19 protein-coding genes are annotated in these 18,081 nt (G+C 76.0%); 8 read left to right on the top strand and 11 right to left on the bottom strand.

Annotation, left to right across the window (positions count from 1 at the left end; translation table 11 throughout):
- Positions 1 to 67: 67 nt before the first annotated feature.
- Positions 68 to 1,537 (top strand): glycosyltransferase 87 family protein, encoded by a 1,470-nt coding sequence (locus tag BFL37_RS06765; RefSeq protein WP_086514371.1) that lies wholly within the window; start codon positions 68 to 70, stop codon positions 1,535 to 1,537.
- Here the strand turns inward: BFL37_RS06765 and BFL37_RS06760 are convergent, their stop codons facing one another.
- Genes BFL37_RS06760 through BFL37_RS06745 form a run of 4 tightly spaced genes read right to left on the bottom strand, consistent with a single transcriptional unit; the run spans position 1,538 to position 4,824 of the window.
- Complete coding sequence (locus tag BFL37_RS06760; protein WP_086514393.1) at positions 1,538 to 2,665, bottom strand: ABC transporter ATP-binding protein; 1,128 nt, start codon at positions 2,663 to 2,665, stop codon at positions 1,538 to 1,540.
- Positions 2,662 to 3,531, bottom strand: coding sequence for an ABC transporter permease (locus BFL37_RS06755; RefSeq protein WP_086514370.1), 870 nt, complete (start codon positions 3,529 to 3,531; stop codon positions 2,662 to 2,664). Before BFL37_RS06755 ends, BFL37_RS06760 begins: the two co-directional genes overlap by 4 nt.
- On the bottom strand, positions 3,521 to 4,309 hold the full coding sequence (gene modA, locus BFL37_RS06750) for a molybdate ABC transporter substrate-binding protein (protein WP_086514369.1): 789 nt from the start codon (positions 4,307 to 4,309) through the stop codon (positions 3,521 to 3,523). Before modA ends, BFL37_RS06755 begins: the two co-directional genes overlap by 11 nt.
- Positions 4,309 to 4,824, bottom strand: a complete 516-nt coding sequence (locus BFL37_RS06745) for a TOBE domain-containing protein (RefSeq protein WP_086514368.1) — start codon at positions 4,822 to 4,824, stop codon at positions 4,309 to 4,311. The genes modA and BFL37_RS06745 overlap by 1 nt, the downstream gene beginning before the upstream one ends.
- Before the next feature lie 93 nt (positions 4,825 to 4,917).
- Here BFL37_RS06745 and moaA point away from each other — a divergent pair, with 93 nt between their 5' ends.
- The 4 genes from moaA to BFL37_RS06725 all read left to right on the top strand — a co-directional run bounded on the left by moaA (position 4,918) and on the right by BFL37_RS06725 (position 9,042).
- Complete coding sequence (moaA, locus tag BFL37_RS06740) at positions 4,918 to 6,003, top strand: GTP 3',8-cyclase MoaA (protein ID WP_431305856.1); 1,086 nt, start codon at positions 4,918 to 4,920, stop codon at positions 6,001 to 6,003.
- Between the two features lies 1 nt (position 6,004).
- Entirely contained in the window at positions 6,005 to 6,271 is a 267-nt protein-coding gene (locus BFL37_RS06735; protein ID WP_086514367.1) for a MoaD/ThiS family protein, read from the top strand.
- Positions 6,272 to 6,325: 54 nt separating this feature from the next.
- On the top strand, positions 6,326 to 6,649 hold the full coding sequence (locus tag BFL37_RS06730) for a hypothetical protein (protein ID WP_086514366.1): 324 nt from the start codon (positions 6,326 to 6,328) through the stop codon (positions 6,647 to 6,649).
- Between the two features lie 80 nt (positions 6,650 to 6,729).
- Positions 6,730 to 9,042 carry an ATP-binding protein gene (locus tag BFL37_RS06725; RefSeq protein ID WP_143331596.1) on the top strand — a complete coding sequence of 771 codons (2,313 nt, stop codon included), beginning with the start codon at positions 6,730 to 6,732 and terminating at the stop codon, positions 9,040 to 9,042.
- 49 nt (positions 9,043 to 9,091) lie between these two features.
- Here the strand turns inward: BFL37_RS06725 and BFL37_RS06720 are convergent, their stop codons facing one another.
- The 6 genes from BFL37_RS06720 to BFL37_RS06695 form a co-directional block, all read right to left on the bottom strand.
- Positions 9,092 to 9,571, bottom strand: a complete 480-nt coding sequence (locus tag BFL37_RS06720; RefSeq protein ID WP_086514364.1) for a VOC family protein — start codon at positions 9,569 to 9,571, stop codon at positions 9,092 to 9,094.
- Positions 9,572 to 9,657: 86 nt separating this feature from the next.
- Positions 9,658 to 10,701 carry a LacI family DNA-binding transcriptional regulator gene (locus BFL37_RS06715; RefSeq protein WP_086514363.1) on the bottom strand — a complete coding sequence of 348 codons (1,044 nt, stop codon included), beginning with the start codon at positions 10,699 to 10,701 and terminating at the stop codon, positions 9,658 to 9,660.
- On the bottom strand, positions 10,680 to 12,698 hold the full coding sequence (locus BFL37_RS06710; protein WP_086514391.1) for an aldo/keto reductase: 2,019 nt from the start codon (positions 12,696 to 12,698) through the stop codon (positions 10,680 to 10,682). Before BFL37_RS06710 ends, BFL37_RS06715 begins: the two co-directional genes overlap by 22 nt.
- 127 nt (positions 12,699 to 12,825) lie before the next feature.
- On the bottom strand, positions 12,826 to 13,137 hold the full coding sequence (locus tag BFL37_RS06705; RefSeq protein WP_086514362.1) for a transcriptional regulator: 312 nt from the start codon (positions 13,135 to 13,137) through the stop codon (positions 12,826 to 12,828).
- Positions 13,137 to 13,616: a hypothetical protein gene (locus BFL37_RS06700; protein ID WP_086514361.1), complete on the bottom strand. Its 480-nt coding sequence runs from the start codon at positions 13,614 to 13,616 to the stop codon at positions 13,137 to 13,139. Before BFL37_RS06700 ends, BFL37_RS06705 begins: the two co-directional genes overlap by 1 nt.
- A gap of 53 nt (positions 13,617 to 13,669) precedes the next feature.
- Positions 13,670 to 14,176, bottom strand: a complete 507-nt coding sequence (locus BFL37_RS06695; protein ID WP_086514360.1) for a MarR family winged helix-turn-helix transcriptional regulator — start codon at positions 14,174 to 14,176, stop codon at positions 13,670 to 13,672.
- A gap of 107 nt (positions 14,177 to 14,283) precedes the next feature.
- On the opposite strand from BFL37_RS06695, the gene BFL37_RS06690 reads away from it, so the two are divergent.
- Complete coding sequence (locus tag BFL37_RS06690) at positions 14,284 to 14,781, top strand: general stress protein (protein WP_086514359.1); 498 nt, start codon at positions 14,284 to 14,286, stop codon at positions 14,779 to 14,781.
- Positions 14,782 to 14,850: 69 nt separating this feature from the next.
- Here BFL37_RS06690 and BFL37_RS06685 read toward each other — a convergent pair whose 3' ends face one another.
- A complete protein-coding gene (locus BFL37_RS06685; RefSeq protein ID WP_086514358.1) occupies positions 14,851 to 15,789 on the bottom strand; it encodes an SDR family oxidoreductase in 939 nt (312 codons plus the stop codon).
- Between the two features lie 159 nt (positions 15,790 to 15,948).
- Here BFL37_RS06685 and BFL37_RS06680 point away from each other — a divergent pair, with 159 nt between their 5' ends.
- A complete protein-coding gene (locus tag BFL37_RS06680) occupies positions 15,949 to 16,794 on the top strand; it encodes a helix-turn-helix transcriptional regulator (protein WP_086514357.1) in 846 nt (281 codons plus the stop codon).
- 93 nt (positions 16,795 to 16,887) lie between these two features.
- Positions 16,888 to 18,078 carry a hypothetical protein gene (locus BFL37_RS06675; RefSeq protein WP_241533895.1) on the top strand — a complete coding sequence of 397 codons (1,191 nt, stop codon included), beginning with the start codon at positions 16,888 to 16,890 and terminating at the stop codon, positions 18,076 to 18,078.
- Positions 18,079 to 18,081 lie beyond the last annotated feature (3 nt).

Genomic DNA, 18,081 nt, shown 5'->3' with positions numbered 1-18,081 from the left:
AGCGTCTCGGGGGCGGGTGGTCCGGGTCGGTCGGCGGCCGTCGAGGCGGACGACGACACAATGGGGTGTGCGCACCGCCCTCACCGTCCTCGTCCTGGTCGTCATGGCCGCGCTCACCGGGTGGTCGGTGGTCGCGTTCGATCTCTTCGGAGCGGCCGACGACGAGGCCTTCTTCCGCCGCGAGGGTGCCGCGCCGCTGTTCTGGATCGTGGTCGTGCTCTGGGTGCTCTTCGGAGCCGCGGTGCTCCTGGTGCGGAAGGTCAGGAGAGAGGACGCCACGGTGGTCGTGGTGGCCGGCTCCCTCATCCTCGCGCTGGCGGCCATGGCCGGACCGCCGAACACGAGCACCGACTCCGCACGCTACGCCTGGGACGGCATCGTCCAGGTGCACGGCACGTCCCCGTACCTTCACACCCCCGCGGATCCGGACCTCCGCGACATCCGACCCGCGTGGTTGTACCCCGCCCCGGTGTTCCTCGACGACGGCACCTGGAGCTGCGAGGGCCGGCGCCTGCTGGGCCTCTACGAGAACGGCGGCGGGCCGCCCATGTGCACGGCGCTCAACCGCCCGCAGGTGCCGACCATCTACCCGCCGGCCGCCGAGATGTTCTTCGCGGGCGTCCGCGCCGTCGTGCCGGACGACGTGGGCTACATCGCCTTCCAGGTCGCGGGCGTGCTCATCCAGACGGCCGTGACCCTGCTGCTCGTGCGCGCGCTGCGGCGCCGCGGCAAGCCGATCTGGTGGGCGGCCCTGTGGGGCTGGTGCCCGCTGGTGGCGAGCGAGGTGGTCACGAACTCGCACGTGGACGCGCTGGGGGCTCTCCTCGCGCTGGCCGCCACGATCCTCGTCGCCGGGGGCAGGCGCTGGCGCGGCGGGATCGCGCTGGGCGCGGCCATCGCGACCAAGCTCATCCCGGTGATCGCGGCGCCCGCGCTGCTGCGCCGCCAGCCGTGGAAGGTCATCGTCGCGGCCGTCGTCACGTTCGCGCTGCTGTACGTGCCGTACGTGATCACCACGGGGATCGCCGTGCTCGGCTACCTGCCCGGCTACCTGCAGGAGGAGGGCTACGAGTCCGGCGGCACCTTCCCGCTGGTCGAGCTGCTCGTGCCCGACGGGTTCGGGCTGCCGGTGGTCGCGCTCCTGCTCGCCGTGACGGCGGGCCTCGTCTGGTGGCGGACCGATCCCGCGGATCCGTGGCGCGGCCAGCTCGTGATGATCGGCGTGACGCTGCTCGCGGTGAGCCCGCGCTACTCCTGGTACGCGCTGCTGCTCATCCCGTTCATCGCGATGACCGGCCGCGGCGAGTGGTTCGCGGTCGTGGGCGCGCTCGCGCTGCGGCTGTTCGCGCCGGATCTGTGGGCCTGGCAGATCGCGCTCGTCACCGCGCTCGTGGTCGTCGTGGTCGCGTCGCTCGTGCGCCTGGGGCCGGACGGGCGGCGACGGCTCGTGCCGGCGCCGGTGCGGCGGCGGCTGGGCGGTCGCGGACGCGATCGTGAGCGGGAGCGCGTGCCCGCGGACGGGCCCGGGGTCGGCTGATCAGTCCCGGCGCGGGATCCGCACGGTCAGGCGCTCCCCCGGGACCGGTCGGAGCGCGGCGAAGGACGCGGCGTCGAGCTCGGCGGTGACGTCGCCCGCGAGGGCCGACGCCCCGCTGGACACGAGGCGGAGCGTGACGCGGACCCGGCCGACGGCGCCCTCGATCCGGCGGACCTCGCCGGTGGCGACGTGGTCGGCGTCGCCGGCGGCGGCGGCGGCCGTGTGGTCCGCGTGGTCGGGAGCGGCCCCGGTGTCGCCGCCCGCGCCGCGGGTGAGCTGCACGTCGGCGGGCGCGGCGAGGATCACGACGGTCCGGCCGTCGGCGTCCCGCCCTTCCAGCCGGTCCATGCCCACGAGCCGCGCGACGTAGGCGGTCGCGGGACGGGCGGCGACCTCGGCGGGGGCGCCCTGCTGCACGACCCGTCCGTCCTCGAGCACGTGGATCCGGTCGGCCAGCGCGAGCGCGTCCACGGGATCGTGCGTCACCAGCACGGCCGCGCCGCCGAAGCGCCGCAGCTCGTCGGCGAGGAGGTCGCGCACGTCGAGCCGCGTGCCTGCGTCGAGCGCCGCCATCGGCTCGTCGAGGAGGAGCAGCGGCGGCTCGAGCACGAGGGCGCGGGCGAGGGCCACCCGCTGCGACTGCCCGCCGGACAGGCGCGCGGGACGGCGGTCGGCGAGGTGCGCGATCCCGAGCCGGTCGAGGAGCGCGCGCGCCCTGTCCTCGGCGTCGGCGCGCGCGACGCCGTGCGCCCGCAGCCCGAACGCGACGTTCGCGAGGGCGGAGAGGTGCGGGAAGAGGAGGTGGTCCTGGAACACGACGCCGATGCCGCGGCGCTCGGCGGGGATCCGCACGACCGCGTCCTGCAGGCCCGCCGGCACTCCGCCTGCCGCCCCGCCCGCGCGCTCCAGCTCGCGCCCCTCGAGGGCCACGCGCCCCGCGGTGAGCGGCACGAGCCCGGCGAACGCCCGGAGCAGCGTGGACTTCCCGGCGCCGTTCGGCCCGACGACGGCGGCCGTGGATCCGGCCGGGACGCGCAGCGCCACGTCGAGCCGGAACCCGGCGCGCTCCACGACCACGCGCGCATCGAGGCCGTCGACCGCCTGGCCGCGGGCGGCGTCCGCGCTCACGCGTGCACCCCCGACGCCCACCGGTCGCGCAGGCTCACCAGCACGACGACCGACACCGCGAGCAGCACGAGGCTCAGCACGACGGCGGCGTCCGGATCCGTCTGCAGCGCCAGGTAGGCGGAGAGCGGCACGGTCTGCGTCACGCCCGGGAAGCTGCCGGCGAAGGTGAGCGTCGCGCCGAACTCGCCGAGGGCGCGGGCGAAGCAGAGCACCGCGCCCGCGCCGATGCCGGGCGCGACGAGCGGGAGGGTCACGCGGCGGAGCACCGTCCAGCGGTCCGCGCCGAGCGTGGCGGCGGCGTCCTCGAAGCGGCGGTCGGCGCCGCGCAGCGCCCCCTCCACCGCGAGCACGAGGAACGGCATGGCGACGAAGGTCTCGGCGATCACCACGGCGGGCGTCGTGAAGGGGATGGTGATCCCGGTGAGCGCCTCGAGCGGTCCGCCGATCAGCCCGCGGCGCCCGAGCAGGAGCAGCAGTGCCACGCCGCCGATCACGGGCGGCAGCACGAGCGGCACGGTCACGAGCGCGCGGAGGATCCGCTGCACCACGGGCGGCCTGCCCGCCGAGCGCGACAGCACGAACGCGAGCGGCACCCCGAGCACGAGGCTCAGCACGGTCGCGGCGAGCGCGCTGCCGAGCGAGAGGCCGAGGGCGCGCGCGATGCCGGGATCCGCGAGCCGCTCCCCCAGCGTCGCCCACGGCGCGCGCGCCACGAGCGCCGCGAGCGGCAGCACGAGGAACGCGAGGGCGGCGGCGGCGGGGATCCAGAGGAGAGCCGGGACGCGGTCGGCCCGCTCGCCCGCGGGGCCGCGCGCGCGGCTGCGGAGACGGCTGCGGACGCGGTCGGCCCGCCGCTCAGGGCGCACGGAACCCCGCGGCCTCGAACACGGCCCGGGCGTCGTCGCCCACCACGTAGTCGGCGAACGCGGCGGCGCCCTCGGGAGATGCGGATCCGGCGAGCGGCGCCACGACGCAGTCGGTCGTCACGGCCGCGTCGTCCGGCAGCGGCACGCCCTCGACCCGGTCGCCCGCGGCGCGCACGTCCGTCTCGTAGACGACGGCCGCGTCCACCTCGCCGAGCTCGACGCGGGTGAGGGCGGCGCGCACGTCCTGCTCGAGCGAGTCCGGCCGCGGGGTGACGCCCGCCGCCTGGAAGGCGCTCGCGGCCGCCGCGCCGCACGGCACCTCGGGAGAGCAGAGGGCGAGGGTGCGGGCGGGGTCGGCGAAGTCGGCGAGGCTCGTGATCCGGCCGGGGTTGCCGGGCGGCACCGCGATCTCCAGGGCGTTGCGGGCGAAGACGCGCGGGTCCGCGGCCGTCTCCCCCGCGTCGACGACGGTCTCCATGGTCGCGTCGGAGGCGGACGCGAAGACGTCGGCAGGTGCGCCCTGCACGATCTGCTGCGCGAGCGTGGAGCTGCCGCCGTACGACACCGTGACGGTCACGCCCGGGTGGGCCCGCTCGAAGCCGCGCGCGACCTCGTCCATGCTGCCGGTGAGCGACGCGGCGGCCTGCACGACGAGGGTTCCGGCGAGGTCGTCGGGGGCGGGATCCGGGGTGCCGGCGGGCGCGGATCCGCCCGCGGAGCACCCGGCCAGGAGCCCGGCGGCGAGCACGCCGAGGACGGCGGCGCGCGCTCCGCTCATCACGACCGCCCGCCCGTCAGCGTCTCCGGCGCGAGCAGCTCGACGCCCACGTTCGTCGCCTTCACGGTCGCGGCGGCGGGCGCGCCCACCTCGAGCCCGAGCTCGTCGGCGGCCTCGCGGCTGATGAGCGACACCATCCGGAACGGGCCCGCCTGGATCTCCACCTGCGCCATGACCCCGTCGCGCACGACCCGCGTGACGATGCCGGGCATCCGGTTCCGGGCGGATGCGGCCGGGCGCCGGGCCCCTCCGCTCGCGGCGAGCGTCCCGTCCGCCGCGAGCTCGGTCGCGAGGTGCGCGAGCTGCACGCCGTCGACCTGGATCAGCCGGCCCTCGCCGCGCACGAGGTCGAGCCGGCCGGCGTCGGCCCAGCGGCGGAGGGTGTCGTCGCTCACGCCGATGAGCGCGGCAGCCTCGCTCACGCGGTAGCGGAAGGGCCCGGAGGCGGGCGCGCCCTCCGCGGGCGGGGCGGCATCCGCGGCGCGCGCGGGCGTGCGGTCCCTGTTCTGCGTCATGCAGCGATCCTAGGGACCGCAGGCGCGGCGCGCGGCAGCTCGTCGGATCCGGGCGGCGTCGGCCCCGCTCCGACGCGCGCGTAGCCTGGACGCATGAGCACCTCGCTGGGGATGCCGGCCATGCCGCGTCCCGCCGCCGCGCCGGGTCCCGCCCGGCCCGACGACCCGGCGCTCCTCGACCCCTTCGGCCGCCGCGCCACCGATCTCCGCATCTCCCTCACCGACCGCTGCAACCTGCGCTGCACCTACTGCATGCCGGCCGAGGGCCTCCCCTTCACGCCCGACCGGCAGGCGCTGCAGCTCGCCGAGATCGAGCGGCTGGTGCGCATCGGCACGCGCGACCTCGGCGTCCGCCAGGTGCGGTTCACGGGCGGCGAGCCGCTGCTGCGGCGCGACCTCATCGAGATCATCGCCGCGTGCGCGGCCATCCCCGACCGGCCGGAGATCTCGCTCACCACCAACGCCATCGGCCTCTCCTCCCGCGCGCAGGCGCTGAAGGACGCGGGGCTCGACCGGATCAACGTCTCGCTCGACTCCGTGCACGCCGAGACGTTCCGCCTCATCACGCGCCGCCCGTTCCTCGACCGCGTGCTCGACGGCATCGACGCCGCGGCGGCCGCGGGGCTCGCGCCCATCAAGATCAACGCGGTGCTGGTGCGCGGCGTCAACGACGACCAGGCGGCCGATCTCCTCGAGTGGGCGGTCGCCGGCGGCCACCAGCTGCGCTTCATCGAGCAGATGCCGCTCGACGCCGACCACGCGTGGGACCGCGACGAGATGATCACGGCGGCCGAGATCCGCGCGCGCCTGTCGGAGCGCTTCACGCTGGTGCCCGACGAGGAGCCGCGCGACGGATCCCCCGCCGAGCTCTGGCGCGTGCACTCGCGCGAGGGCGGCGCGGGCACCGCGATGCTCGGCCGCGTGGGCGTCATCGCGAGCGTCACCGAGCCGTTCTGCGCCGACTGCCGCCGCACGCGCCTCACCGCGACGGGCGGCGTCCGCAGCTGCCTCTTCTCGCACACCGAGACCGACCTGCTCGCGCCGATGCGCTCCGGGGCCTCCGACGCCGAGATCGCCGACCTCTGGCGCCAGGCCATGTGGGCGAAGCCGAAGGGACACGGCATGGACGACGCCGACTTCATCCAGCCCGCCCGCTCCATGAGCGCGATCGGGGGCTGACGTGATCGTCCCCGTGGAGCTCTTCGCCGCCGCGTCCGCCGCGCTCGGCCGCACGACCGACGAGCTGGACCTGCCGTCCGCCGCCGTCCTCGGCGACCTCATGGACGCGCTCGGCGCCCGGGCCGCCGCGACGGAGGATCCCGCGAACGCCGCCGCCGTCCTCGCGCGCTGCACCTACCTCGTCGAGGGCGTCGCGACCACCGACCGCGACGCGCCCCTCACCGCGGGCAGCGCGGTGGACGTGCTGCCGCCGTTCTCGGGCGGGTGAATCCCGGCCGCTCGCACCCGTAGGCAGGAACGCGCTGCAGCGGGAGGGTGGGGCATGCCCGCCGAACCCGATACCACCCGCGTCCGCGACCAGCCCGTGATCCGCGACGGGCGGCGCCGCGCGTGGCTCGTGCCCGCGGGGCTGCTCGCCGGGATCACGATCGCCCTGCTCGTCGCGGGGCTGGGGCTCGACGCGGGGATCGCCGCGACCGGGATCGTCGCGACCGCCGTGCTCTACGCCGCGATGCTCGTGGTGGCCGTCGCGGGGCGCCCGGTACGCGCGCGGAACGTCGCGCTCGCGTGGCTCATGATCCTCATCGCCGTCGTCGCGCTCGGCTCGCTGCTCCTGCTTCTCGGCGCCGCCCGCGCGGGCGCCTGACCGCGGCGCGGACGCGGTCGCGACGCCCCGCTGCCTGCCTCGCCCTCGCGGCGGGCTCCGGCGCGCCCTAGCGTGGGCACATGGAGGACCGCGGGGTGCGGCCCTCCGGCGCCCGGCGTCGGAGGCGGGGGTTCGGACTGCGCCGCGGCGCGGCCGGCCCCGCTGCGGCGCGCGTGGTCGCCGAGTCGCCCATCCGCGCGGGCGTCGAGCGCGGGATGGTGCGCACGCTCACCGTCGTCGGCCCCCTGCTGGCCCTGCTGTCGCTCCCCGCGCTCGTGGACGAGGACGCGGACGGCGCGATCGCCCCGTCCGCCACCACCCTCGCGCTCGGCCTCGCCGCCCTCATGATCGCGGCGGTGCCGGCGTCCCTCGTGCCGCGCGGACGGCCCGCGTACGGGAGCCTGCGGCTCGCGGCCGTCCTCTACGCCGCGCTCATCGCGCTCGAGCCGCTGCGGATAGCGGACGCGACGCTGCCGAACGCGTCCCCGTGGCTCGTCGCCCTGTCCTGCATCGGCTTCAGCTGCATCGCGCTCGGGTGGCGGGATCCGCTGCGCGCCGGCGCCGCGTGCGCGGCGTGCGTCGCCCTCGTCACCGCGATCTACGCCGGCCGCCTGCCGACGACGGAGCTCGTCGCGCACGCCGTCGCCCTCGCGGCGTTGGCGGCGGCCCTGGTCCTCGGCGTCCACGCCCTGCGCGTGCGGGCGAGCCGCGCCGATGCGGCGGAGCGCCGGGCGCGGGAGCTGTTCGAGAGCTCGCGCCGCCGGGCCGCCCTCGCCGCCGAGCGCCTGCGCACGGACGCGCTCCTGCACGACACCGTGCTCGCCGCACTCCTGTCCGCCGCCGGCCGGGACGCGCCCGACCAGGTCGCGCGCATGGCCAGGTCGGCGCTCGACATCCTCATCAGCTCGACAGGAGGCCCCGACCCCCGGTCGCGCACCGTGCGCTTCGGCGATGCCGTCGCCGCGGCCGACCGCGAGATCGCCCCGCTGGAGGGGCTCGCGCGGCTCGATCTGGCCCGGGCGGCCCCCGTGGAGCTGCCGTCCGCCGTGGCCGACGCCCTCGTCGCCGCGATGGTCCAGGCCCTCAGCAACAGCGTCACGCACGCGGGGCCCACGACCGTGCGGACCGCGACGGCCGCACCGTCGACGGGCGGCGGGGTGCGGATCCGCGTGCAGGACGACGGCTCGGGCTTCGACCCCGCCCGCGTCGAGCCGGACCAGCTCGGGGTGCGCGTCTCGATCCTCGAGCGCATGCGGCAGGTCGGCGGCTACGCCGAGGTCCGCTCGGTGCCGGGCCGCGGGACCACCGTGGTGCTCCGCTGGGAGCCGGTCGGCGACACCGCCCCGGACGATCCCGGGAGCGCGAGCGGGAGCCGCGCGGGCCTGGTCCCGCGCCGGGCGCTGTACGCGACGATGACGGCCCTGATCATGGGCGCGATCGTCCTGGCGACCATCCAGGCGGCGCTCGTCTTCCAGGCGCTGGGCCCCGTGATCGCCGCCGCTCTCGGCCTCTCCGCGCTGCCGGTCCTGGTCCGCGGGGCGCGCTCCGGGCGGATGCGCAGGGCCACGGCCTGGATCCTGGCGTCCGTGGGCGGCGTGATCTGCGCCACCGCCACGGTCGGGCTCTCCGCCGACGAGGTCGACTCCGTCACGATCTCCTGGCTCACCTGCGGCCTCCTCGCCGCCTGCGTCATGGTGTGGATGGCCGGCCACCGCCTGCCCCCGATCGTGGTGACCGGCCTCCTCGTGACGGCGATCGCGGTGTGGGGCGGCCCGGAGGACGTGGTGCGACTGGGCCTCGCCGCGGAGATCGTGCTGGTCGCCGCCGGCCTGATGATGCACCGGGCGCTCCGCCGCGTCGACGCCGCGACCCGACGGGCCGCCGCGGACGCCCGGGAGACGCTGCTGTGGCAGGCCGACCTCGACGCCTACCAGCTCGAGCGGCAGGACCGCCTGCGCATCGCGGCAGACGAGGCCGCGCCCGTGCTCCGCCGCGTCGTCGCCTGCGACGGCGCGCTGGACGACGCGTCGCGGGCGGAGTGCAGCGTGCTCGAGCAGACTCTGCGGGACGAGATCCGCGGCCGGCGCCTGCTGAACGGCCGCCTGCGACAGGTGATCCGCGCCCACCGCCGACGGGGCGCGCTCGTCCAGGTCCTCGACGACGGCGGTCTGGACGACCTCCCGCCCGGTGCGCTCGACGCCCTCCTCGACGAGGTCGCGGAGCTGGTCCGCCCGCTGCGGTCGAGCCGCATCGTCATCCGCACGAGCGATCCGCAGTCCGGCGGGGCGGTCACGATCGTCGCGTCGTCGCCGGACGAGCTCGCCGCCGCGCTGGGTCTGGACGCCGACGAGGAGGTCGAGCTGTGGGCGTCGATCGCCCGGCCGGGCGCGTAGCGCGAGCCGTGCCCGCCTCGTGGTCCGGGATCCGCGGCCCGGTCGTCGGTCAGCGCCCGTCGTACGCGGCCTGCAGGTCGGCCACGACGAGCCGCCCCATGCCCATCATCGCGGCCATCGCGCGCGCGGCGCCCTCAGGGTCGGGCCCGCCGATCGTGGACGCCATCGCCTCCGGGACGACCTGCCACCAGAAGCCCCAGCGGTCGCGCACCCAGCCGCACCGGCCCTCGGTCCCGCCGTCGGCGAACGCGTCCCAGTAGCGGTCGAGCTCCTCCTGGCCGCCGACCGTGATCGACAGCGACACCGCCTCTGTCGCCTGCATGCCGGGGCCGCCGTTGAGCAGGCGGTGCGGCTGGCCGTCGAGCTCCAGGTCGATCACGAGGGCCGCGCCGCGGAGGGCGGGATCCGGGAAGTCGTCCGGGTAGCGCGACGTGTCGAGGATCCGCGAGCCGGGGAACAGGTCGACGTAGAACCGGGCCGCCTCCTCGATCTCCTCGCCGAACCAGAGGGTGGGGGTGATGCGCGGCATGGCGGCTCCTCGTCTCCGACGGCGGCCTCGTCGCGCGCCGTCGGGGCCACGCTAGCCGCGGCGGGCGCTCCCGGACAGGCCGCGGATCACGCCGACTCGCGCACCACCAGCTGGTGCCGCACCGTGCGGACCACCTCGGGGCCGGAGCGCGGCAGCTCGCCCGCGATCATCGCGACGGCGAGGTCGAGCGCGTGGCGTGCCAGCTCGTCGAGGTCCACCGCGAGGGTCGTGAGGGTGGGCGCGAGCAGGCGGCCGAGGGACAGGCCGTCGATGCCGACCACGCGCACGTCGCCCGGCACGTCGACGCCCGCGCGGCGGCAGGCGGAGAGCACGCCGAGGGCGCACACGTCGTTGAACGCGACGATCGCGTCGGCCGTGCGCGGGCGGGCGACGACGCGCTCGGTCGCGGCGGCGGCGGCCTCCGCGGTGGGGGCGGACGCGCGGACGACGGACACCTCCATCGAGCGGGCCTCGAAGGCCCGCACGAGGAGCGCGGCGCGGGCGCTCGGGCCCGCGGCGACGGCGGCGTCGAGCACCACCGGGTGCCGCACCCCGACCGCCTCGAGGTGGTCGGCGAGGGCGTCGACGGCCTCCGACGGATCCAGCTGCACGGCGGCGCGCAGGGGGTCGCCGTGCGGATCCAGCTCGACGACGGGCACCGAGCCGAGCCGCGCGATCCACTCGGCGGCGCGCGACCCGAGGGTCCCGATCACGGCGTCGGTCTGCGCGCCGAGTGCCTCGACCATGCGGTCGGAGTCGGCGGCGAGGCCCACGTCGGCGAGCGACACGTTCCAGCCGCGGGCCGCCGCGATGCGCACGACCGCGGCCGCGAGCTCGGGCGACCAGGGGTTCCTGAGGTCGTCCACGACGAGGCCGAGCTGGTGGTCGCCGCCCGTCACGAGCCCGCGCCCGAAGCGCGACGGCCGGTACGCGAGCTGATCCGCGGCGTCGAGCACGCGCCGCTTCGTCTCCTCGCTGATGCCCGGCATGCCGTTCATCGCGCGGGTCACCGTCTGGCGGGAGACCCCGGCGGCGGAGGCGACGTCGTGGATCGTGGCGCGGCCGGCCGGCTCCCTCCCGGGCTCCCGGCCGGCCGCGCCCGCGCCACTCAGCCGCGCAGGTCCAGCCACGCCACCTGCTCCGGGGTGAGCTCGATCGACAGGCCGCGCATCGAGGAGCGGACCTCCGTGATGGTGCGCGGTCCGAACAGCGGGAAGGTCGGGAACGGCTGCGCGAGCACGTACGCCAGCGCGATCGCCGTGGCCTGCACGCCGTGCTCGGCCGCGAGCTCCTCGGCACGGCGGAGGCGCTCGAAGTTGTCGTCGCCGTAGTAGCAGCGCACGAGCTCCGGGTCGCTCAGGTCGTCGGGGCGGGCGCGGCCCGTGAAGAAGCCGCGCGCCTGCGACGACCACGGGAGCAGCGGGATCTGCCGCTCCTCGAGCCACGCCTTGGAGGCCGGATCCGTGACGTGCACGCATCCCGCCCACGGCACGTCGTACGCCTCGGCCAGGCCGAAGTGGTCGCTCAGCGCCTGGAAGCCCGCGCGGCCGTTCGCCTTCGCGTACGCCTGCGCCTCGTCGAAGCGCTCGGGCGTCCAGTTCGAGACGCCGTAGGAGCGGATCCGCCCGGCGCGCTGGTGCTCGTCCATCACGTCGACGAACTCTCCCACGGGCACCTCGAGGTTGTCGCGGTGCATGAGGTAGATGTCGGCGTAGTCGGTGCCCTGGCGCTCGAGGCTCTCCAGCAGCTGGCTGGTGAGCGACTCGGGGTCGCAGTGCGGGGTGTGGGCGCCCTTGGTGATGACGACCACGTCCTCGCGGATGCCGCGGTTCCGGATCCACTTCCCGAGGCGCCCCTCGAGCACGCCGCCGCCGTAGATGTAGCCGGTGTCGAACGCGTTGCCGCCCTGCTCGACGAAGTGGTCGAAGATCGCGGACGCGTGCGCGAGGTCGGGCTGGTTGTCGACGCCCATGACGAGGCGCGACATGCGCTTGCCGACGCCGGGGATCTCGCCGTAGAGCATCGGGCTGTCGTCGCGGACGCGCAGCGGCCGGCCGGAGACCGTGGGGATGTCCGCGTCCTCGGCCTCGAACGGGAAGCGGAGGTCGAGCGCGGCGCGCCAGCGGTCGAGGGTGCGGGCGGTGGCGAGGGTCTCGTCGAGCGTCATCTGCGCGGCCTCGCCCCGGCCGGCCGCGAGCGCGTCGGTCGTGGCGTCGGCCTCGATCGCGTACGGCTTCGCGTCGGGGAAGGTCAGCGTGCGCGGCTCCTCGCCGACGACGGAGACCACGATCGCGGGCTCCCCGCCGAGGGTCCACGGGTCGGCGAGGTGGATGCGGCCCTTCGAGCCGAGGATCGTGAGCGCCTGCGGCTCGTCGAGGGCGACTCCGGCGCGCAGGGTCGCGGTGATCCCGCCGCGGTAGGTCGCCCGCGCGACGGACCACTCGTCGACGCCGGTCGGGCCGACGGTGCCGTCGACCTCGAGCGTGAGCGGCTCGGCGACGGCGACCCCGGTGGCGGCCTGCACGACGGCGGCCGCCGCCGTGACCGTGTAGCCGCCGACGTCGAGGATCCCGCCGCCCGCGGTCGCGGTGTCGTAGAGGCGGCCCGTGCGGGATCCGGTGCGGAAGGAGAAGGACGCGTCGATGTGGGCGACGTCGCCGATCACGCCGTCGCGCAGCAGCTCGAGGAGCGCCGCGGTCTGCGCGTGGAAGCGGTACATGTACGCCTCGACGAGCGGGAGGCCGGCCGCGCGGGCCGCGTCGACGAGCGCCATCGCGGTGCCGTGGTTGACGGCGAGCGGCTTCTCGCAGAGGACGGCCTTGCCGGCGTCGAGCGCGCGGACCACGAGGTCGGCGTGGCCGGTGTGCACGGTCGAGATGTAGACGGCGTCGACGTCGGGGTCGGCGAGCGCGATGTCGTAGTCCGCGCCCGTGACGTCGGCGTAGCCGTGCTCGGCGGCCTCGGTGGCGAAGGCCTCGGCGCGCGCGGCGCTCGAGCTGCCGGCGGCGACGAGCCGGGCGTCGCGCTCGCTCGCGGGGAGCTGGGAGAGGAAGCGGCGGGCGATGCTGCCCGGGCCGAGGACCGCCCAGCCGGGTGCGGTCGAGGTGGTCGGGGTGGGGTCGGTCATGGTGGGGCCCTTCGCGGCGTCGTCGGCGTGAACGTTCACGCCGACGCTACGGGGCGGGCGACGGGGCCGTCAAGGGATCTGGCGGGGACGGCGCGTGAACGTTCACGCGCAGACCTCGACACGCGGGTCACCCCTCGGCCGCGGCGCCCGGATCCAGCTCCTGCAGGAAGGCGAAGTGCGCGGCCAGCCGACGGCGGCCGTCCTTCGTGAGCGCGACCCACGTGCGGGCCTGGCCGCGCGGCTGCTGAACGCGCCGGGACTCGACGACCGCCGACTCGGACAGGGTCTTGAGGTGCTTGCTGAGGGTGGCGTCGGACACGGCGAGCGCATCCCGGAGCGTGCCGAACTCCGTCTCCCCCGCCCGGGCGAGCAGCGCGCAGATCTGCAGCCGCTGCGGGGCGTGGATGACCGCGTCGAACTCCGGCGCGGGCGCGGCCACTACGCGATCCCGCGGCCGAGGCGCTGCCGCGCGGCCCGGTCGGCGAGGGGCCCGAGCAGAGCGACGACGACGGCAGCCGCGGCCGCGATGCCGGCGACCTCGAGGATCCCGAGCTGTCGGACGAAGAGCGCGACGACGATGCCGGCCGTGGTGACCGCCAGGGAGACGACCGACCACGGTGCGCCATCGCGCACGAAGCGCCAGCGGTCGGGGTGGGCGCTGGAGAAGCCGACCGCGGACATGCGGAGACGGGGCAGCAGGACGAGGCCGACGAGGCCGATCGCGAGCACCGCGAGCGCCCAGTCGGCGCGGGGCGCGATGCCGAAGACGAGGGCGCCGACGCTGAGCCCGCGGAGCGCGTGGAACCACCACGGCGAGCGGAGGCGGCCGGTGAGCCGGTCGGCGGCGGCGCGCATGGCGTCGGCGTCGAACGCGGCGTCGGGACGGTCGGACGAGGAGTCGTGAGCACGTGTTTCCATGTCGGCAAAACTAAGTGTTTCCAACATGGAAAGCAAGGGTCGGGGAGCCGGCATCACGGCGCCGTGGGGCTCGGCGGATCGGCCGGTCGACCGCCGCCCTCCGCCTCGATCTCCGCCACGAGCCGCCTGAGCAGCCGGGTCAGCTCGGCGCGCTCCCGCGGCGACCACTCCCCCACGAGCTCGCCGAGGAGCGCGCGGGCGGTCGCGGAGTTGCGATCGAGCACCCGCTCGGCGTCGGGCGTCGCGCGCACGAGGACCGCGCGCCGGTCGGCGGGGTCGGGCTCGCGGATCACGAGACCCCGGGCCTCGAGTCGCTGCACGTGCGCGGTCATCGTCGACTTGTCGACGCCCTGCCAGTCGGCGAGGACGCGCATCCGGGTCGCGCCGCACTCGGCGAGGTGGCCGAGGAGCCAGGTGTCGGTCGACGAGAACGCCTCGCCCTCGTCGGCGAGCATGCGCCGGCGCACGTCCGGCCGGGACGCCCAGCGGGTGATCGCGAGGACCGCCCGCTCCATCGCCGCGCCGACCGCTGCGCCGTCCTTCCCTGGGAGCTCGCTCACCGTTCGATCCCCGCCTTCTCCGTACTCGCCGAACGTTGGTATCCTCAAACCATACCGTCCGACCGGACGCAGATGCACGACCCGCACGACCCGAGAGGAAGCACCCCATGTCCACCCCGAGCACCGACCCCCGCGCGCACGCCGTCCCGGCCACGCCCCGCGAGGTGATCGCGAGCTACACCGAGTACGCCGACGCGCAGGCCGCGGTCGACACCCTGTCGGACCGCGAGTTCCCCGTCGCGTCGACGCAGATCGTGGGCCACGACGTCCGCACCGTCGAGACCGTCACGGGCCGGGTCACCAACGGCAGCGCCGCGGTGCGCGGGGCCGCGGGCGGCGCGTGGTTCGGTCTCATGCTGGGCCTGCTGTTCGGGATCTTCACCCCCGGCGTCGCGTGGCTCGGCGTGCTCCTCGTCGCGGTCGGCATCGGCGCGCTCTGGGGCGCGCTGTTCGGCTTCGTCGGCCACTGGGCGACCCGCGGCAAGCGCGACTTCGCCTCCGTCCAGACGCTGGCCGCCGGCCGGTACGACGTGCTCGTCGACGCCGCGCGCGCCGCCGAGGCCTCGCGCATCCTGTTCGACACGACGGGCGCGCCGCGCGCCTGACCCGTCCCTCCATCGCATCCGGGAGCGCGCGGGCACGAGGTGCCCGCGCGCTCCCGTCTGTCCGCGGCCTCACGCCGGGAAGCGCACCCCCGTCAGCTCCTCCGAGACCGCCCAGATGCGGCGCGCGGCGTCCGGGTCAGCGACCCGCGAGAACGGCGCCGTCTGCGCGGGCGCGCCACCGAGGTGGCCGGGCCCGCTCGGGCCGAACATGCGGCCGCCGTCGCCGTCCGTCGTGGCCGCGAGGAGCGCGGGGAGGGCGGCGGTCTCGGGGGTGCCCACGAGGATCCCGCGGCGGGACAGCAGCCGGATCACGCGCACGTCGAGCCCGTCGCGCGTGCGGCCGGTCGCCGTGCGCGCGGCGAGGAGGCTCGTGGGCGCGACGCCCGGGTGCGCGAGGTCGCTCGTGATCCCCCAGCCGCCCGCCGCGCTCCGCCGCTGGAGCTCCAGGCCGACGAGCCCGAGCGCGATCTTCGACGAGCTGTACGCACGCATCGCGTGGTACCGGCGCTCCCACTGCAGGTCGTCCCAGCGCACGGCGTTCTGGGCCGCGGCGATGCTCACCTGCGACACGACGCGCGCACCGCCGGCCCGCAGCAGAGGCAGCACCCGGCCCACGAGCGCGAAGTGCCCGAGGTGGTTCGTGCCGAGCTGCAGCTCGAAGCCGTCGGCGGTGGTGCGGCGCTCGGGCGGCGTCATCAGGCCGGCGTTCGCGACGAGCAGGTGCAGGGGCGCGCCCTCCTCCGCGAGCCGGGCGGCGAGCGCCGCCACGGAGTCCAGCGACGCGAGGTCGAGGTCGTGCAGGGCGATCCGCGCGGCGGGGTGCCTTCCGCGGATGCGCGCCACGGCGGCCTCGCCCTTCCGCCGGTCGCGCACCGGCAGGAGGACCTCGGCGCCCGCGCCGGCGAGCCGGGTGGCGAGCGCGAGGCCGATGCCGTCGCTGCCTCCCGTGACGAGGGCGCGGCGGCCCGTGAGGTCGGGGACGGGGATGTCGATCGGGCGACGGGGCATGGCGGATCCTCCTGCGGACGGCGACGCGGCGGTCCGCATCGGCTGCCCCGAGCCTGGGCGCGCGCCGCGACCGGATCCAGTGCGCGCCGAGACGTGGATCGGCGGGCCCTGGCTGCGCCCGCCCCCGCCCGGGAGGATGGTCGCGACACAGGAGGACGCATGCGCCAGATGGATCACGCGGGGCTCGCCGAGTTCCTCCGCCGCCGCCGGGAGGCGCTGCAGCCCGAGGACGTCGGGCTCCCCCGCACCCCCCGGCGCCGCACCAGCGGTCTCCGACGCGAGGAGGTCGCGGCCCTGTCGAGCATGTCGTCCGACTACTACGCGCGCATCGAGCGGGGCAGCAGCCCGCAGCCGTCGGAGCAGATGCTGGCCGCGATCGCGCACGGCCTGCACCTCACGGTCGACGAGCGCGACCACCTCTTCCGGCTCGCGGGGCACCAGCCGCCGGCGCGCGGGGGATCCGGCGATCACGTCGGACCGGGCCTGCAGCGGATCCTCGACCGGCTCCTGGACACGCCCGCCGAGGTCGTGAGCGAGCTCGGCGAGACCCTGATGCAGACGCCGCTGGGCGTCGCGCTGACGGGTGACACCGCGCACCTCGCCGGCCCGGAGCGGAGCATCGGGTACCGGTGGTTCGCGGATCCGGCGAGCCGCCGCCTCTACGCCGAGGAGGACCACGATGCCCTCGGGCGCCTCTGGGTGTCGGGGCTGCGGGAGGTCGCGACCCGGCGCGGGCCGGGATCCCGGGCCGCGCGCTACGTCGAGCTGCTGCTGCCGCGGAGCGCCGAGTTCCGCGAGCTGTGGGCGCGGCACGAGGTCGGCCTCCGGCCCGGGGCCGTGAAGCGCTTCGAGCACCCGGAGCTCGGCCGCCTGGAGCTCGCCTGCCAGACGCTCACGGACCCGGAGCAGGCCCACCACCTGCTCGTCTACACGGCCGAGCCCGGCTCGGAGAGCCACGAGAAGCTGCGGCTGCTCGGGGTGATCGGGGCGCAGTCGCTGGGGTGAGGTGCCCCGATCGGGGGCGACACGGGCGAGACGTGCGGTGGGAGGCTCAGGCCGTACCCGACCGGGCCTGGCGGCCCACCCGAAGGAGCCCCCGTGGATGACGACGTCCAGCTGATCAGCGACGGTGACGGCCTCGCCGTCATCGGCGAGCCGAGCGCGGTGGAGCGATTCCTCGCGACGAACGAGCTGCCGAAGGGGCGGGACCTGGGGCTCGAGCGGCTGAAGCCCGTCGCCACTGCGGCTGCAGCGGCGATGCAGGCCGGATCCGACATCGCGGCGAACCACGGACGGTGGGTCAAGCTGTCCGAGAAGTCGACGGAGCTGCTCAAGACGCACGCCGCCATGAAGGGCTCCCTGCCCACCCTCGAGCGCGGCGTGATCATGGACGGCAACAAGATCAAGGGGATCGTCGAGTTCGCGAAGGGACCTGGCACGTACCTCACGAATCCCGCGGTCCTGTCGGGAGCCGCCGGGATCATGGCCCAGTACGCCATGCAGCAGGCCATGGACGAGATCAGCGACTACCTCGCCGTCATCGACGCGAAGGTCGATGAGATCCTCCGCGGCCAGAAGGACTCCGTGCTCGCCGACATGATCGGCGTGGAGATGGTGATCGACGAGGCGATGATGATCCGCGACCAGGTCGGCCGCGTCTCGGAGACCACCTGGTCGAAGGTCCACGGCACCGCGATGACGCTCGGCCGCACGCAGGGCTACGCGCTCCGACAGCTCGACGCCCTCGCAGAGAAGATGGAGAGGACGACCAAGGTCGACGACCTCGTGCGGGTGACGAAGGACGCGGAGTCGACCGTGCGCGAGTGGCTCGCCGTGCTCGCCCGGTGCTTCCAGCTCCAGGACGCCGTCGGCGTGCTGGAGCTCGACCGCGTGCTCGACGCCTCCCCGGAGGAGCTGGATCAGCACCGGCTCGCGCTCCGCACCGTGCGGCAGAACCGGCTCGCGGTCATCGGCCGCACCACCGACCGCCTGCTCGAGCGCATGGATGCCGCGGCCGGCACCGCGAACGCGAAGGTGCTGCTCAACCCGTTCGACTCGCGCGCCGTCGTGGGATCCAGCAACCGCGTCGCCACGGGGGTCGTGCAGTTCAACGGCCTGCTCGGCGTCGCCGGCGAGCGCGAGTCTCTCGAGGCGCGCCGCTGGCTGGTCGCGGTCGGCGACACATGGGACTCGGCGCGTGACCAGGGCGCCGAGGGCGTGGATGCGGCCCGTCGGATCGGGCCGCCGCGTTCGGCCGGGGTCGCGCGGCGGCCGACGGCCTGCAGCTGAAGC

The sequence above is a fragment of the Clavibacter michiganensis genome (genome assembly GCF_002151125.1).
Taxonomy (GTDB): Bacteria; Actinomycetota; Actinomycetes; order Actinomycetales; family Microbacteriaceae; genus Clavibacter; species Clavibacter michiganensis_C.
Note: the sequence above shows the minus strand (reverse complement) of the source record. Positions and strands in the feature narration are given on the sequence as shown.